The organism is Pseudomonas sp. RC4D1 (assembly GCF_018390395.1).
In the GTDB taxonomy this organism is placed as follows: Bacteria; Pseudomonadota; Gammaproteobacteria; order Pseudomonadales; family Pseudomonadaceae; genus Aquipseudomonas; species Aquipseudomonas danubii.
This window is the reverse complement of sequence record NZ_JAHBAW010000003.1, coordinates 1,008,561-1,022,643: the sequence shown is the minus strand read 5'-3', so window position 1 is coordinate 1,022,643 and position 14,083 is coordinate 1,008,561. Positions and strand designations below refer to the sequence as shown.

The window sequence follows — 14,083 nt, the reverse complement described above, 5'->3', positions numbered from 1 at the left end:
CTCATTTCCTCAATTTTTTGTTACCGGGATAACTGCTGGCTGATCAGTTCCGACCGGTAGTCTCTTACTCAATGCAACAACAGCCGGCAGACGCGCTGAAGGCGTGTTTGCCGGCGCGTTCAACTATTAAAACCAGGTTTCCATTTGTATACCGTATTGCCATACACCTCCGGCGTTGAAGTCCGTCTTGCCGAAGGAGTCTGAGGTACTGTACTTGTCCAGATCCGAAGACCAATTCATGTAGCTTGCGAACACTCGCATTTCCGGACGTGTGAGAAGGTCTCCAACGTCAAGTTTGAATGTCGGGGCGACGGTGAACTTCCAGAAGTTACCGTCGACCGCATTACGTTGTAGATAGCCCTTGGGGTCGAGGTCCATGGTTTGCCAGCTCAGTTCGTAGGCCATCTCGAAGTTGCTGTTGATTGTGTTCGCCAAGCGCATGTTCAAGGTCAGCCAGCGGTAGTCGTCACCCTTGACGTATCTATCCTTGCTCTGCTCGGCCAGCAAGCTGGGTCCGATGCGCCAGTCAGGCGCAATCGGGGTCTCGCCGTAAAGAGCAAGACGCAGAGCCCGGGCCTCGTCAATCAGTTCACCATCCGAACCAACGTTCTTGACCTCTGCCCCCAGACCTTGCCCATAGAGCAGTGCCGTTTTGAAGAAGCCTTCTCTGCCGAAAAAGTTTTTCTGGTGATTGGCCAGCATGCTGTGCAAGCCGGAATCCGCAGGCGTCAAACCCGCTTTATTGGTGCGGGTACCGAAATCGTTTTTCTTTGCGCCGATGCCATTGAACATCCACTGCCACTGGCCCTCCTCGAAGAACTGGTTGGAGGTCAGGATGTAACTCGCCACATCGGCATTAAGACCCCCTTGACTGAAATCCCCGTAGCTACGCCCGATCAAGGAGTAATTCGAGCGCCAATCCTTGTTCATCTGCACGTCGTAGATTCCACCGCCGGTACCGGCCAGGTAGACGACGTCCGAGTCCATCCAGTGGATATCGAAGTTATCCCGGTCAAATCGCTTGCCTGCCCACAGGGTGGCGTTCTCGAACACGGGATTGCCCTTGAACGCAGCGATATGGTCGAGCGTTGTGAACACCTGGCGCACGTTCAGTTTGCTTTCGTCGGCGGTCCAGTCATTGGAGCTTTCCACTCCGTCGGCGATGGACACCGTGAATTTGGAACGGGTGCCATTCTGCGCATAGATTTCTTTCGACAGGTCTATGCGCATGTAGGTGTCGTCTTCGTTACCGAGCCGCCCGACTGCTCCCCCCACCGATCCGGCCGGAGTTGTATAAGGGCCGCCGCGACCACCACCAAGCCCCTCGTCGATCAGCAATCCGGAACGGGCGTAGCCGTTGAAGCTGAATCCATCAGTGAGGTTTGAAGTGCTGGCCTGCTTTTCCATGCTTTCCTGGCGGGCTTCGAGTTTTGCCAGTCGGGTGTCCACAACGGGATTCGTGGCCTGGGATGCAGTGGATGCTGCAGGCTGCAAAGCGGAGGTGGCGAGCTTGATCTGTTGCAATTCTCTGGCAAGTGCCTGGGTTTGCTGTTCGGCTGCGGCTGCGCGCTTTTCCGCTGCACTGGCACGGGCCTCGAACGCGGCCATGCGCTCTTCCAGAGTCGCGGCCTGAGAGGTCGCCGCCGAGCTGCTGAGCACGCCTGCAAGTAGCCATCTTGATGCTTTCTGCATGTGGATTTCCCTGTTTTATTTTTATTGTTTTGTTCCAGCGACAGAGCGCTTTTTTCGCGAGTGGTGAGGGTCCAATTCGACAAAAAAGATGCCTTATCGAAAATGTGCTGTTACATTTGCCGTGTTAACGTTAACTTCTCTAAAAACAAAAATAAAGAGGCCTTCATGAAACAGCTCAAATCTCTCCTTCCAGCAGTGCTGCTCACCCTCAGTGCCGGACTTCCGTCTGTCTCCACCGCCGCTGATTTGACGATCTCGTGCGGTGCGGTAGGTGCAGAGTTACAACTCTGCAAGGAGGCAGTCGACGCGTGGTCGAAACAGACCGGCAACCACGTCGAGGTGGTTTCCACGCCTAACTCGGCGACCGAAAGGCTGTCGTTCTACCAACAGATCCTCAGTGCGCAGTCCACCGACATCGACATCATTCAAATCGATATGGTGTGGCCGGGGATGCTGGCCAAACATCTGATGGATCTGCGCGAGGGGCTGCCAGCCGACGCGACCCAAGGCTACTTCCAGGCCCAGATTGATAACGCCACGGTAAACGGACGGCTGGTGACCATGCCGTGGTTCACCGACTCGGGTCTGCTGTATTACCGCAAGGACTTGCTCGAGAAGTACAACAAGCAGGTGCCCCAGACGTGGGAGGAAATGACCGCTACCGCCAGAGATGTGCAACAGGCCGAGCGCAACGCCGGCAACCCCAATGTGTGGGGCTACATATTTCAGGGGCGCGCCTACGAAGGGCTGACGTGCAATGCGCTGGAGTGGATCAGCAGCCAACCGGGAGGCGGACTGGTCAATCCACGAGGAGACATCATCGTTAACACCCAGGCCTCAAAAGCTGCCTTGACCCTGGCCAAAAGCTGGGTAGGAGACATCTCCCCGCGTGGCGTGCTCAATTACACCGAGGAAGAAGGACGTGGCGTATTCCAGTCGGGAAATGCGCTGTTCATGCGTAACTGGCCTTATGTCTGGGCCCTGGTGCAAAGCCAGGACAGTGCCGTAAAAGACAAGGTTGGGGTCGCTCCCCTGCCCCGAGGCGGCGAGACCGGCAACCATGCATCCACCCTCGGCGGGTGGGGCCTGGCGGTATCGCGCTACAGCACCCAGCCCAAACTGGCCGCAGAGCTGGTGAGCTACCTGACCAGCGCCCAACAGCAAAAACGCCGTGCCCTGATAGGCGCCTATAACCCGGTGATCGAGTCGCTGTATCAGGATCCCGAACTGCTCGCGGCCATGCCTTACTACGCTCAGCTCCACAGCATCCTCAACGATGGGGTCATGCGCCCCGCCTCAATAACCGCCGATCGCTATCCACGGGTCTCCAATGCGTTCTTCGATCGCGTGCATGGCGTGCTGGCGGGCGAATTGCCTGTCGATCAGGCACTGGCCGAACTGGAAAGCGAACTCACACGCATCAAACGTCGGAACTGGTAAGCCACAGGGAAGGAAATCACCATGTCTGTCTCTACTAACCACGTCTCCAGTGACGCGCTCCTGCTCACCCGGGAGACGCCCCTACAGCGTCGCCGAGTACGCGCCGCATGGCTGTTTCTGACACCAATGCTGCTGTGTCTGGCCCTGGTGGCGGCCTGGCCGCTGTTGCGCACATTCTGGTTCAGCCTGACCGACGCCAACCTGGCGGACACCGCTGGCGGCACCTTTGTCGGCTTGAGCAATTATCTGTTCCACGACGGTTCCAACTGGTCGGGCATCCTGGTCGATCCACAGTGGTGGAACGCTGTGCGCAACACGTTGTATTTCACCCTGGTGTCGGTGGGACTGGAAGTCGTCCTGGGGCTGCTGGTGGCGTTGCTGCTGAACATCCAGTTCACAGGCCGTTCCCTGGTGCGTGCGCTGATCCTGATTCCATGGGCGATTCCTACCATTGTCTCAGCCAAGATCTGGTCATGGATGCTCAATGACCAGTTCGGCATCATCAATCACCTGATGCTGAGCCTCGGGCTGATAGACGCGCCTCTGGCCTGGACCGCAGATGCGGATCTGTCGATGTGGGCAGTGATCATCGTCGACGTCTGGAAGACCTTGCCTTTTGTCACGCTGCTGATGCTGGCGGCCTTGCAGATGTTGCCGAGCGATTGCTACGAAGCCGCCAGGGTCGATGGGATTCATCCGCTGAAAGTGTTCTGGCGCGTCACGCTTCCACTGTTGATGCCGGCATTGCTGGTGGCCGCGATTTTCCGCATCCTCGACTCCCTGCGGGTATTCGATGTCATCTATGTGCTGACCTCAAATTCGTCCAGCACCATGAGCATGTCGGTCTATGCCCGCCAACACCTGGTGGAGTTCCAGGATGTTGGCTATGGCAGCGCGGCCTCGACTCTGCTGTTTCTGGTCGTTGCGCTAATCGCCACGCTTTACCTGTACCTCGGACGCCGTCAGATGGAGGTTCGAGCATGAGCCCGCGTCTCCTCAAAAAAGCGCTGTTGCGCTGCGGATTCTGGTGCCTGATCGGGGTGCTGTTGCTGTATGCGGTCTTCCCTTTCTATTACGCCATCGTGACTTCACTCAAGCCGTCCAGTGCCTTGTTCGCAGTCAGCTACTGGATCGACAGCCCCGACTTCTCCCACTACGCGGCGGTACTTCACCAAGCCTCATTCCTGCGGGCGATCGGTAACTCGCTGATGGTCGCACTGTGCGTGGTGACCCTGGCGCTGTTCCTCAGTGTGACGGCCGCCTATGCCTTGGGAAGGGTGAAGTTCCGTGGGCGCGGCACGGTATTGATGATGGTTCTCGGCGTGTCGATGTTTCCCCAGGTCGCTGTACTGTCGGGGCTGTTCGAAGTGATCCGCGCCCTGGGTCTGTACAACACCTCTTGGGCGTTGATCCTGAGCTACACCATTTTCACCCTGCCCTTCACTGTCTGGGTGCTGACCACGTTCATGGGGCAGCTCCCTCACGAACTGGAGGAAGCGGCAATCATGGATGGCGCTTCGCCCTGGGTCGCGCTGACTCGTGTGCTGCTGCCGCTGCTCTGGCCGGCACTGGTCACCACTGGCTTATTGGCCTTTATCGCCGCGTGGAACGAGTTCCTGTTTGCCCTGACCTTCACCCTCACAGACACCCAGCGCACGGTGCCGGTCGCCATCGCCCTGATTTCCGGCGGGAGTCCCCACGAGCTGCCTTGGGGACTGTTGATGGCCGCATCCGTGCTGGTCACCGTTCCCCTGGTGATTCTGGTGCTGATCTTCCAGCGCCGAATTGTTTCCGGTCTCACGGCCGGCGCGTTAAAGGGTTGATGCCCAACAACTACAAGGAACAGCATCGTGATCAAACTGAAGCTAGATAACGTGAACAAACAATTGGGCGGCGTGCGGATTCTTCGTGATGTCAGCCTGGAGATCGCTGCGGGCGAATTCGTGGTCTTCGTCGGCCCTTCTGGCTGTGGAAAGTCGACCCTGCTGCGACTGGTCGCAGGACTGGATTCGATCTGCGCCGGCGACCTGCTGATCGATGGGCGACGGGTCAACGACCTGGAGCCGCGCGAGCGTGGCGTCGGCATGGTATTTCAGTCCTATGCGCTGTACCCGCACATGAGCGTCTACGACAACATCAGTTTTGGTCTCAAACTGGCCAAGACTGAAAAGAGCAGCTTGCGCGAGCGGGTGCTGAAAACCGCGCACATCCTGCAATTGGACAAACTGCTGCAACGCAAGCCCAAAGAACTGTCTGGAGGGCAGCGTCAGCGCGTGGCCATGGGCAGAGCCATGGCGCGGGAACCGGACATCTTGTTGTTCGATGAGCCGCTTTCCAACCTGGATGCGTCCTTGCGGGTGCAGATGCGCAACGAGATCGCCCGCCTGCATGCTCGACTGGGCTCGACCATCATCTACGTCACCCACGATCAGGTGGAAGCCATGACCCTGGCCGACAAAATTGTCGTGCTCAATGGCGGTCGCGTAGAGCAGGTCGGTTCACCGCGCGAACTCTATGAACGTCCGGCCAGTCGCTTCGTCGCCGGCTTTCTCGGCTCGCCCAGAATGAACTTTCTGGCGGCGCACCTGCATACACCTGGCCAAACCAGCCTGGTCGACACCCCCGTTTGGGGCATGCGCTCCCTGCCCTTCGACAGCTCGAACCTGGCGGCAGACACGCCGCTGAGCCTGGGGATTCGCCCGGAGCACATTTCCCTCAAAGCGGCTGAGGGAGCCGCCGGCATCGTCGTGACCGGGGTCGAATACCTGGGCAGCGAAACCTATGTGCACCTCGAAACGGGTCAGGACGAGCCTCTGGTCTGTCGTTGTGAGGTGAGCGCCGGATGGCAGGCGGGTGATCGGGTCGAACTGCAGCTGGAAGTCGACAACCTGCATCTGTTCGACGCCGACGGCACGGCCTTGAGGCGCCACCCACAAGCCGTTGAAAACCTGCCGAATGACGTCTCTCTGCGCTCTGCCCGCGCCCTATGACCTTGTCTTTGAATAGCGTGAACGCCCCGTCGCTCCTCCGTCGAGGTGTTTGACGAAAACGGGGGTTGCAGTACATGACAGCTGCGACGGTTCGCCGCAGTGCCGGCTCCCCGTACCAGGGGCCAGAGCGGCCACCGCCGCAACTGGGGGTTGTAGGAAACGTCTGCGCAAGCAGGAAACAACCTGCGGCAGCCTGTCGCATGTAGGTCCTGCAGCCCCCGGCAAGACTTTCGATCCTGGCCCGCGGACAATAAGCCCCCATCACCGCCCCCATCTCCTTTCCCCAGCCGGCGTAGCGGTTCGGCCGGCGATTTGTGCCCCAGGGAAAACCTGGCTGTCTGGAAGTTGCTTATGCTCATGCCTGTTCGTGTTGCTTTGCCTCGGGCAAAGACTGTGTCCGTCTCCCCTGCCCTCTGGCCGCTGCTGAGCTGCGGTCTGCTGGCCCTGAGCCCGCTGTCTGCCGCCCTGGCTGAAACGCCCAAGGTCGAGAACTCGACCCTGACCCTGGGCACTGTCACCGTCCAGGGCGGCGATGCCGAAAGCAGCGGCCCCTTGAGTACCCGCAGTGTGCTCAGTTCGGTGGACATCCTGGGCAGCGACATCCTGGAAAAAATGCCGGTCAACTACAGTTGGGAGCTGTTCAGCCGCGCACCGGGGGTGATGCTTACGGAGTTCAACCAGGGCACCACCTCCGGCAAGATCTCCTTTCGCGGATTCAACGGCGAGGGTGAGGTCAACGCGGTCAAGCTGCTGATCGACGGCATCCCGAGCAACAGCAACGACGGCAACATGCCGTTCATGGACATGATCTTCCCCATGGAGCTGGACAGCATCGAAGTGGTGCGCGGCACCAGCGATGCCCGTTACGGCCTGAACAACATCGCCGGCAACGTCAACATGCTCACTCGCAGCAGCGGCGACTACACCAAGGCCCGCCTGCGCTACGGCAGTTTCAATACCCAGGAAACCCAACTGGCCAAGGGCATCGAGGGCAGCAACTGGACCCAGAACTACTTCTTCGCCTACCAGAAGGCCGATGGCTATCGCGACCATGCTCAAGCGGACAAATTCTCCCTGTCCGGCAAATGGTTCTACACACCGGACGACGGCAGCTACCGTCTCGGCCTGATCGCCCGGCACTACGAAACCGAGGCTCAGGAGCCGGGTTACCTGAGCCAGAGCGATGCTCGCCAGCACCCGACCATGAGCAACAGCTACAACGCCACGGACAAAGGCACGCGGCGCATGAATCAGCTCAGTCTGCATCTGGACACGGACCTGGCCGACACCCTGGCCTGGTCGGCCAAGACCTACGTCAACACCTTTGATGACCGGCGCTGGACCCAGTACTGGCGCACCAGCTCCCAGCAGGAGCGCGACACCTACGAAACCCAGTACGGCGCCCTCACCTCCCTGACCTGGCGCCCGCAAGTCAGCTGGCTCTACGCCTTTGCGCTGGAAGGCGGCGCGGATGTGCAACAGCAACAAAACCGCAGCGAGCGTTACCGTACCCAGAACCGCGCACGCCTGGCCCAGACCCGGGATCAGCAGTTCGACTTCGACACCTACGGCGCTTACGTGCAGGCCGAGATCAAGCCGTTCGAGTCGCTGAAGATCGTGCCGGCCTACCGGGTGGACAAGATCCAGGGCGACTTCACTAACCAAATGACCGGCCTGGACTACGACATCAACGACTACGGGCTGATCAAGCAACCCAAACTCAGCGTGGTGTATTCGCCCTGGACCGTGGCCAGTCTGTACGCCAACTGGGGCCGCACCTTTCAGGTCGGCACCGGCGCGGCGGCTTACAAGATCCCGCCCCGCGACACCGACCTGGCGCCGTCGATCAACGAAGGCTGGGAAACCGGGGTCAAGTTCACCCCAACCGATTGGGTTGACGGCCGAGTGGCTTACTGGCGGCAGGATGCCAGTGGCGAAGTCAGCCGCCGGCTCAACGACCCCAGTGGCGAGTCGGACAACGTCGGCGAAACCCGGCGCTGGGGTTACGACCTGCAACTCAACCTGCGCCCCGACGAACGCACCGACCTGTGGCTGGCCTATTCCTGGCAGTACTCGAAAATCCTCAAGCCCAGTGCCACCTTGCCCAACAGCCAGGGCCAGGAAATCGATCACATTCCCCATCACCTGTACAACGCGGGGGTCAGCTACCACCTGACCCCTGCCCTGCAACTGACTGCCTGGATGAACGGCCAGACCCACTATTACCTGGAGCGGGAAAACACCCAGGGCACCTATGGCGGTTACGTGCTGATGAACCTCGGCGCCACCTACAAGGTCACTGAGTCAGTGAGTGTCGACCTGCAGTTGAAGAACCTCACCAACCGCTACTACGAATACGTCTGGTACGACCCGGACGGCGCCAAGGCTTCGCTGCATTCGCCGGGCGATGGTCGCGCACTCTATACCGGTATCACCCTGGACTTCTGATCAACCACCCCGCCCGGGCGCCAGTCGTCCGGGTTGCCCCACGCATCTATACCCACCCCTGACAAGAGGCACTGCCCATGACCGCCTACGGTTCGAAAAAAATCCTCACCACCCTGGCCCTGCTGGCCTCCCTGACCAGCGCCGGTTCGGCGTTCGCCCATGCTCATCTGAAGAGCGAAACCCCGGCCGCCGACGCCACCGTCAGCGCGCCGAAGGAGTTGCGCCTGGTGTTTTCCGAAGGCGTCGAAGCCCAGTTCACCCAGGTCAAGGTCAGCAGCGCGGGCACGGACGTGGCGATCAAGAGCATTGCCAACGCTGCGGGCGATCAGAAAACCCTGATCGTCACCCCACAACAGCCACTGGCGCCCGGCGAGTACAAGGTTGAATGGCATGCGGTGTCGGTTGACACCCACAAGAGTGATGGCGCCTACGGTTTCACCGTCGGTCATTGAACCCTGTCACCGCGCATGGCTTCACAGAGCCCGCCGGGGGGCGGGCTCGTTGCACAAATGCATTGAATGCGCCTGGCCAGCCAAAGCAGGGCCAGCGCTTCCGGCACCAGCACATAACCATAGGCAACGACGGGTATGTCCAGGCGCAACCCGAGCACCAGGAGCGGCAGGCCAACCGCCCATCCCAGCAGCGCATCCACCTTGGCAATGACGACAAACTCACCCAGGCTCTGCAAAGCCGCGCGCAACGCATTGGTGGCCAAACGGACCGGCAGCGACACCCCCAGCATCAGCACAAAGCTGCTCCACCACCTGCCCTGCTGGGCATACACCCATTGCCCCAACCAGGGGCCGAGCAGAATCAGTAGTCCACCCAGCAATGCCATGCCCGGCACCCCCAGGCGCAACAGCTGCTTGAGCAGTCGCGACACCTCGTGCGGGGCCAGGCCGGCAAAGCGCATGGCCAGAAAGCGGATCAGCGCCACCAACGGCGCAAACACCAACAGCGCCAGAAAGCTTGCGGCCGCGAAGGCATCCAGACGCTGGGTATCGACCGGGGCAATCTGCGGCGCCGCGAACAGCACCAGGGTCATCAGCCCCAGCAGTTGCATGGACAGCAGTCGCAGCCCTTCCCAGGTGCTCTGACGCAGCACCGCTCTGGCCCAGTCCGCTGCGGGCAGCCAGCGCCCACGCCCCATCAGCGGCTGCAAGCGCCACAGCACCCAGACGCAGGAACCCAGGTGCATCAGCAGCGATGCCATGAAGCAACCGGCGAAGCCAAACCCCAGACACTCGATGAACAACAGGTTGAGCACCACCTTGGCCAGCAGCTCCCAGAGTTTCCAGCGCACCACCAGCGGCCCCTGTTGCGAGGCGTGCAGGATGAACGCCGCGCAGCCATTGAGCAGGCGCAACGGCGCCGTCGCCGCGAACCAGGGAATGGCGCTGAGCAGCAGTGCTCGCAGTGCGGCATCGTCAGCGCTGAGGCTGGCCGCCAGCGGCGGATAGGCCAGCAAGCCGACAAGGCTCAGTAGCAGCCCGAGGATTGCCGCCAGCGTCAATGCACCACGTATCACCGGCCCCGCTCGCCCCTCGCGGAGCGCTCGGGCGACCTGGACCGAAACCACCGATCCCAGCGCCATGCTGGCCAGCAGATCGAGCAGCGCCAGACGCGCCAGCATCACGTAGGCCGCCGGCATGCCCGGGGCCTGGTGCGCCAGCATGCCGAGGTCGATCTGGGCCAGCATCTGCGCTACCGCGAAGGCCAGCACCAGGGCCGCAAAGCCGGCCCAGAACGCCCTGCCGCGTACCGTCAGCGCTGGCCTGTCCCGCTGTTCAACGCGGGACATCGGTCCAACCGGGAAAGCCGTCTTGCAGATGCCGGCTGTGCACCGTGAAATAGCCAAAGGCGGCCTCTGGTGCCGGCAGTGGTTCGGCCAGCTCGATCTGCTCGATGTCCCTGGCGCCTTCCAGGGTCTGGGTTTTCCAGCCACAGACCAGATCCGGCAGGTCCGCGGCGGCGAGGAAGATGCCGTTGGCCTCGCTGCGGTCACCGGTGGCCCAGCGCGCCGCCGAGGCGCCCATCAGTTGGTAGCGCAGGGCCGGAGTCACTTGCCGGGCAAAGGCCGATTGCTGCAACCAGACATCCAGCCACAGGTAATAGGTCCAGTTCAGCGACAGCCGCTGCTGCGCCGCCCAGCTCATGAATGGGCGAAAGATCGCCAGCCCGTCCGGCCCGGACAGCTCCAGCAAGCCCGGGCAGATATCGAACAGGGTGTGCCAGTAGACCCGCAGGCTGCTGTCGATGCGTACGAAGGCCCGGGAGTCACGGGGGTAATCGCCCTGGCGTTGCGGCACGCTCAAGGCATGCAGCAGCTGCTTGTCGGTCCTGGGCAATGGGTGCTCGGTCTTCATGTCCGCGGCTCCACAGGCGACGAGGGAAAAATGCCCCGCAGCCGTTGCAGGTCGCCGATGATTTCGGCCTCGTCGAAACGGCCGTCGCGTTCGTAGGTCAGCGTTGCATCGGGACCGTCGAACAGCCCGCGATAGCGTTGCAAGAACCCCAGGGTGGCCTCGGAAAGCACCTGATCATGGGTGTCGAGAATCAAATGCGGCTGCAGGATCGACAGGTTGTAGCCGGCGGTATGAAAGTGCGATGAGTGTTCAATCACGCCCTCCCAGGCCTCCAGGGGCACGCCGCAGTTGAGGTGAGCACAGACCGCATTGGAGGCGTCGAACAACACCCCCGCGCCGGTATCGCGATAGAGCCGTTCATGAAAGGCCGGGGCGTCGTGGCCACCGTCCATGATCGACGGGTAGTTCTCCAGCAGCAGCTGACAACCCAATTGCTGCTGCCACCAGTCGACGCGCTCGCGCACCTGCGGGTAATCGCCCACATAGTCGATTTCCGCCAGGTGATACAGCTGACGCCCGTCATGACTGAAGCGCGCCACGTGATCGGACACATACAGCGGCCGCAAGCGCTCGATCAGCTCACGCAAACGTCGGGCCAGGCTTTCAAGGGCCGGCGTGTCGTTTTCAATGAACTTGGAAAACATGATGTGAAAGCCCACCGGCGCGGCAAAGCCAGCCTCCAGTTCGTCGATGGGCACGGCCAGAAAGTTGTCGATCAACAGCTCGACATAGTCGATGTGACCGGCCTCCAGCAGCTTTCGTACCAGGGGCGCGGTGTCTCCCAGGGTGTAGTTGAAGCCGATACGCATGGTCCTGCACCTCCTTGCTCAAGACCCGCCACGCACGCCGGGCACGTGGCGGGAAGGCTTTTAGTTAACGCCTACCGGGGCACAGCACGAGGCGCAGCAGGCCCCGGCGCGACCGGCGATGTGCAGGCTGTGTTTTTTAGCGATCTTGATGCTCATGGGTATTGCTCCTTGCATGAATGAGCGGGCACAAGCGCCCGCGGTTTGGCGAATTCGCCGTTGAGGTAACGCGGTGCAGCGGGTGGTTTTCTTACGAGCAGCCTCCTTGCTCCCGGCGGGAACGAGCGTGGTGATGGGGATCGGATCAAGGCCGGCGCTTCCATGGGTCTTGCCAGCGCGGGTCATGGAGCAGCGAGTCGTCGGTCAGGGCCTTGAGAAAGGCCAGCAGGTCGCGCTTCTCTTGCGCGGTGAAATCGATGCGCGCAATCAGCCCACTCTTGTGCGGGTTCAGGCGCCCATCGCCCTGCTGCGGGCCGCTGGCGATCAAGCGACCACCCTCGGAGTAGAAGTCGATCACCGCTTCCAGCGTGGCCAGGCTGCCGTCGTGCATATAGGGCCCGGTGACCTCGACGTTGCGCAGGCTCGGGGCACGAAAGGCGCCCATGTCCTCGGGCTTGCCGGTGCTTTCATAGAGCCCGCGATTGGGGAAGGGAAAGCCGCCGGCGCCGTCGATGTTGTACAGCCCGGTGTTGTGAAACGGGGTGTCCACCACCCGGCTGCGGGCATGCACCACCTGATCGTTGAAATTGAAGCTGCCGTGACAGTGATGGCATTCGGCGCGCTCGCCAAAGAACAGCGCCATGCCCCGCTGCTCGCTCTCGCTTAGTTGCTCGCGGCCCTGCAGGTAGCGGTCATAACGGCTGTCCACCGAGACGATGGAACGCTCGAAGGCCGAGATCGCCCGGATCACCGAGGCCATGCTCAACGGCTGCGGCTGATCGGCGAAGGCCTGGCGGAACAGCGGCGGGTACAGCGGATCGGCCGCCAGTCGCGCGAGGATCTGCTGGCGATTGCCGTCATTGACCCCCATCTCGATCGGGTCGTCGCCAAACAGCGGGACTTCCATCTGTCGCTCCAGGCTGACGATGGCCGGCGCCGCCCAGTTATAGGTGGCGTTCCAGGCACTGTTGGCCAGCCCAGGGGCATTGCGGTGAGTCAGTTCCCCGGTGTCGCCCACCGACAGCGCGCGACCGTCGCTGAAGGCCCGCTCCTGCAGGTGGCAAGCGCTGCAGGAGCGGTTGCCCGTGGCCGACAGTCGCGGGTCATAGAACAGCCGCCGACCCAGCTCGACCTTGACCGCCGACATCGGGTTATCCGCTGGCACCCGCGGTTCCGGCACATGGGACGGCAGTTGCCAGTGCCAGTCCTGCGCAGCCACCGGCCAGGCCACCAGCACGCTCAGCAGCAGCCCTGCGAGCCGGTATCCGCCCCTGCCCTTCATGGCTTTGCGCGCGCCGCAAAAACCGGCGAATGCCCGGGTTGCACAGGCTGGCCACTGTTCAAATCCAGGCCCAGGCGCGGGAACAGGGTCACGCACTCCGGATCGCTCGGGCCGCTCATGCAGCCCACTGCCGCGCCCCGGTCTTCGCCTAGCGTGCTGTCCTGGAACAACGCCGCCAGGTCCAGAGCCACCTGCTGCCTGGCCGGGTCGAAGTCCGGCAGCGTCAGGGAAATGCGGTTGGCCCGCTGGCACGCCACCGTCTCACCGGTCACCGGGTTGCCGTTGCAGCCAGTGGCGCCCAGGTGCAGGTACCAAGTGTTGGCCCTGGCGCCGTCGACCTTGGTCACGCCGCCGACAGGATCGACCTCGACCTTGATGAACTTGCGCCCGGCCTGCCAGCTCCAGCCCATGGCGGCCAGGTCCAGGGGCGCGCCCTGCAGTTCGGTGCTGGTGTGGTTCAACGCCTCCGGCACGCCCAGGGTCAGGCTCAGACCCCGATAGTGCCCGGGTGGTACGTGGCCGGATACCTGGGTGTGGGTGCCTGGCGTGCCACCTGCGCAATGCCCACTGCCGTCTTCGAAGTCGAGCAAGGCCACCTGGGCGTCCTGCCAGTCATTGATATCCAGGCGCAGGGGCACCCGCTGGCCCGCCGCGTCGATCAGGGCCACGTCCTGTAGATAGAAGCGCGCATCGTGCAGCGACAGCCTCTTGCGGTCGCGGCCCAGTGGGCCAAAGGGTTGGCCGCATTTCACCGGCTGAGCGCCGGCCACCAGGGCGAAATCCACAGTGACCGCCTGCTCGGCAGGGGGCACTGGTTCCTTAGCGGCGCACCCGGCCAGGCCGGCCAGGGCGATCAGGGCAAGGCGTGAAGTCAAATAACCCATCGTGAAGCTCCCGAGG

Annotated in this window: 13 protein-coding genes; 6 read left to right on the top strand and 7 right to left on the bottom strand. The window is 61.9% G+C overall.

The genetic code is table 11. The features are described from left to right. Nucleotides 1–126: 126 nt before the first annotated feature. On the bottom strand, nt 127–1,692 hold the full coding sequence (locus KHO49_RS29480) for a carbohydrate porin (RefSeq protein ID WP_213666363.1): 1,566 nt from the start codon (nt 1,690–1,692) through the stop codon (nt 127–129). A gap of 165 nt (nt 1,693–1,857) precedes the next feature. Here KHO49_RS29480 and KHO49_RS29475 point away from each other — a divergent pair, with 165 nt between their 5' ends. The 6 genes from KHO49_RS29475 to copC all read left to right on the top strand — a co-directional run bounded on the left by KHO49_RS29475 (nt 1,858) and on the right by copC (nt 9,022). Next, the gene (locus tag KHO49_RS29475) at nt 1,858–3,132 is read left to right on the top strand and encodes an ABC transporter substrate-binding protein (protein ID WP_213666362.1); all 1,275 of its coding nucleotides are present in this window, start codon (nt 1,858–1,860) and stop codon (nt 3,130–3,132) included. 21 nt (nt 3,133–3,153) lie between these two features. Beyond that, nucleotides 3,154–4,116 (top strand): carbohydrate ABC transporter permease, encoded by a 963-nt coding sequence (locus KHO49_RS29470; protein ID WP_213666361.1) that lies wholly within the window; start codon nt 3,154–3,156, stop codon nt 4,114–4,116. After that, entirely contained in the window at nt 4,113–4,955 is an 843-nt protein-coding gene (locus KHO49_RS29465) for a carbohydrate ABC transporter permease (protein WP_213666360.1), read from the top strand. Before KHO49_RS29470 ends, KHO49_RS29465 begins: the two co-directional genes overlap by 4 nt. Nucleotides 4,956–4,982: 27 nt before the next feature. Beyond that, the gene (locus KHO49_RS29460) at nt 4,983–6,122 is read left to right on the top strand and encodes an ABC transporter ATP-binding protein (protein WP_213666359.1); all 1,140 of its coding nucleotides are present in this window, start codon (nt 4,983–4,985) and stop codon (nt 6,120–6,122) included. A 357-nt stretch (nt 6,123–6,479) separates the two neighbouring features. Next, a complete protein-coding gene (locus tag KHO49_RS29455; protein WP_102880056.1) occupies nt 6,480–8,570 on the top strand; it encodes a TonB-dependent receptor in 2,091 nt (696 codons plus the stop codon). 77 nt (nt 8,571–8,647) lie between these two features. Beyond that, entirely contained in the window at nt 8,648–9,022 is a 375-nt protein-coding gene (gene copC, locus KHO49_RS29450) for a copper homeostasis periplasmic binding protein CopC (RefSeq protein ID WP_102879351.1), read from the top strand. On the opposite strand, the gene mbnM is transcribed toward copC, so the two are convergent. The 6 genes from mbnM to KHO49_RS29420 form a co-directional block, all read right to left on the bottom strand. Beyond that, a complete protein-coding gene (gene mbnM / locus KHO49_RS29445; protein WP_123390850.1) occupies nt 9,016–10,371 on the bottom strand; it encodes a hypothetical protein in 1,356 nt (451 codons plus the stop codon). The two genes, copC and mbnM, sit on opposite strands and share 7 nt — an antisense overlap. After that, complete coding sequence (gene mbnC / locus KHO49_RS29440) at nt 10,358–10,936, bottom strand: methanobactin biosynthesis protein MbnC (protein ID WP_102879353.1); 579 nt, start codon at nt 10,934–10,936, stop codon at nt 10,358–10,360. Before mbnC ends, mbnM begins: the two co-directional genes overlap by 14 nt. Continuing rightward, nucleotides 10,933–11,745: a methanobactin biosynthesis protein MbnB gene (mbnB, locus tag KHO49_RS29435; protein WP_123390851.1), complete on the bottom strand. Its 813-nt coding sequence runs from the start codon at nt 11,743–11,745 to the stop codon at nt 10,933–10,935. Before mbnB ends, mbnC begins: the two co-directional genes overlap by 4 nt. Nucleotides 11,746–11,805: 60 nt before the next feature. Further along, complete coding sequence (gene mbnA, locus KHO49_RS29430) at nt 11,806–11,901, bottom strand: methanobactin (protein ID WP_213666358.1); 96 nt, start codon at nt 11,899–11,901, stop codon at nt 11,806–11,808. Between the two features lie 145 nt (nt 11,902–12,046). Further along, on the bottom strand, nt 12,047–13,183 hold the full coding sequence (locus KHO49_RS29425; protein ID WP_102879355.1) for a methanobactin export MATE transporter MbnM: 1,137 nt from the start codon (nt 13,181–13,183) through the stop codon (nt 12,047–12,049). Next, nucleotides 13,180–14,067 (bottom strand): MbnP family copper-binding protein, encoded by an 888-nt coding sequence (locus KHO49_RS29420; protein WP_213666357.1) that lies wholly within the window; start codon nt 14,065–14,067, stop codon nt 13,180–13,182. The genes KHO49_RS29425 and KHO49_RS29420 overlap by 4 nt, the downstream gene beginning before the upstream one ends. Nucleotides 14,068–14,083 lie beyond the last annotated feature (16 nt).

Coding starts and splice junctions, on each gene's coding strand:
- KHO49_RS29470 (WP_213666361.1), top strand. CDS start 3,154: ATGTCTGTCTCTACTAACCACGTCTCCAGTGACGCGCTCCTGCTCACC.
- KHO49_RS29465 (WP_213666360.1), top strand. CDS start 4,113: ATGAGCCCGCGTCTCCTCAAAAAAGCGCTGTTGCGCTGCGGATTCTGG.
- KHO49_RS29480 (WP_213666363.1), bottom strand. CDS start 1,692: ATGCAGAAAGCATCAAGATGGCTACTTGCAGGCGTGCTCAGCAGCTCG.
- KHO49_RS29425 (WP_102879355.1), bottom strand. CDS start 13,183: ATGAAGGGCAGGGGCGGATACCGGCTCGCAGGGCTGCTGCTGAGCGTG.
- mbnM (WP_123390850.1), bottom strand. CDS start 10,371: ATGTCCCGCGTTGAACAGCGGGACAGGCCAGCGCTGACGGTACGCGGC.
- mbnA (WP_213666358.1), bottom strand. CDS start 11,901: ATGAGCATCAAGATCGCTAAAAAACACAGCCTGCACATCGCCGGTCGC.
- copC (WP_102879351.1), top strand. CDS start 8,648: ATGACCGCCTACGGTTCGAAAAAAATCCTCACCACCCTGGCCCTGCTG.
- mbnC (WP_102879353.1), bottom strand. CDS start 10,936: ATGAAGACCGAGCACCCATTGCCCAGGACCGACAAGCAGCTGCTGCAT.
- KHO49_RS29475 (WP_213666362.1), top strand. CDS start 1,858: ATGAAACAGCTCAAATCTCTCCTTCCAGCAGTGCTGCTCACCCTCAGT.
- mbnB (WP_123390851.1), bottom strand. CDS start 11,745: ATGCGTATCGGCTTCAACTACACCCTGGGAGACACCGCGCCCCTGGTA.
- KHO49_RS29420 (WP_213666357.1), bottom strand. CDS start 14,067: ATGGGTTATTTGACTTCACGCCTTGCCCTGATCGCCCTGGCCGGCCTG.
- KHO49_RS29455 (WP_102880056.1), top strand. CDS start 6,480: ATGCCTGTTCGTGTTGCTTTGCCTCGGGCAAAGACTGTGTCCGTCTCC.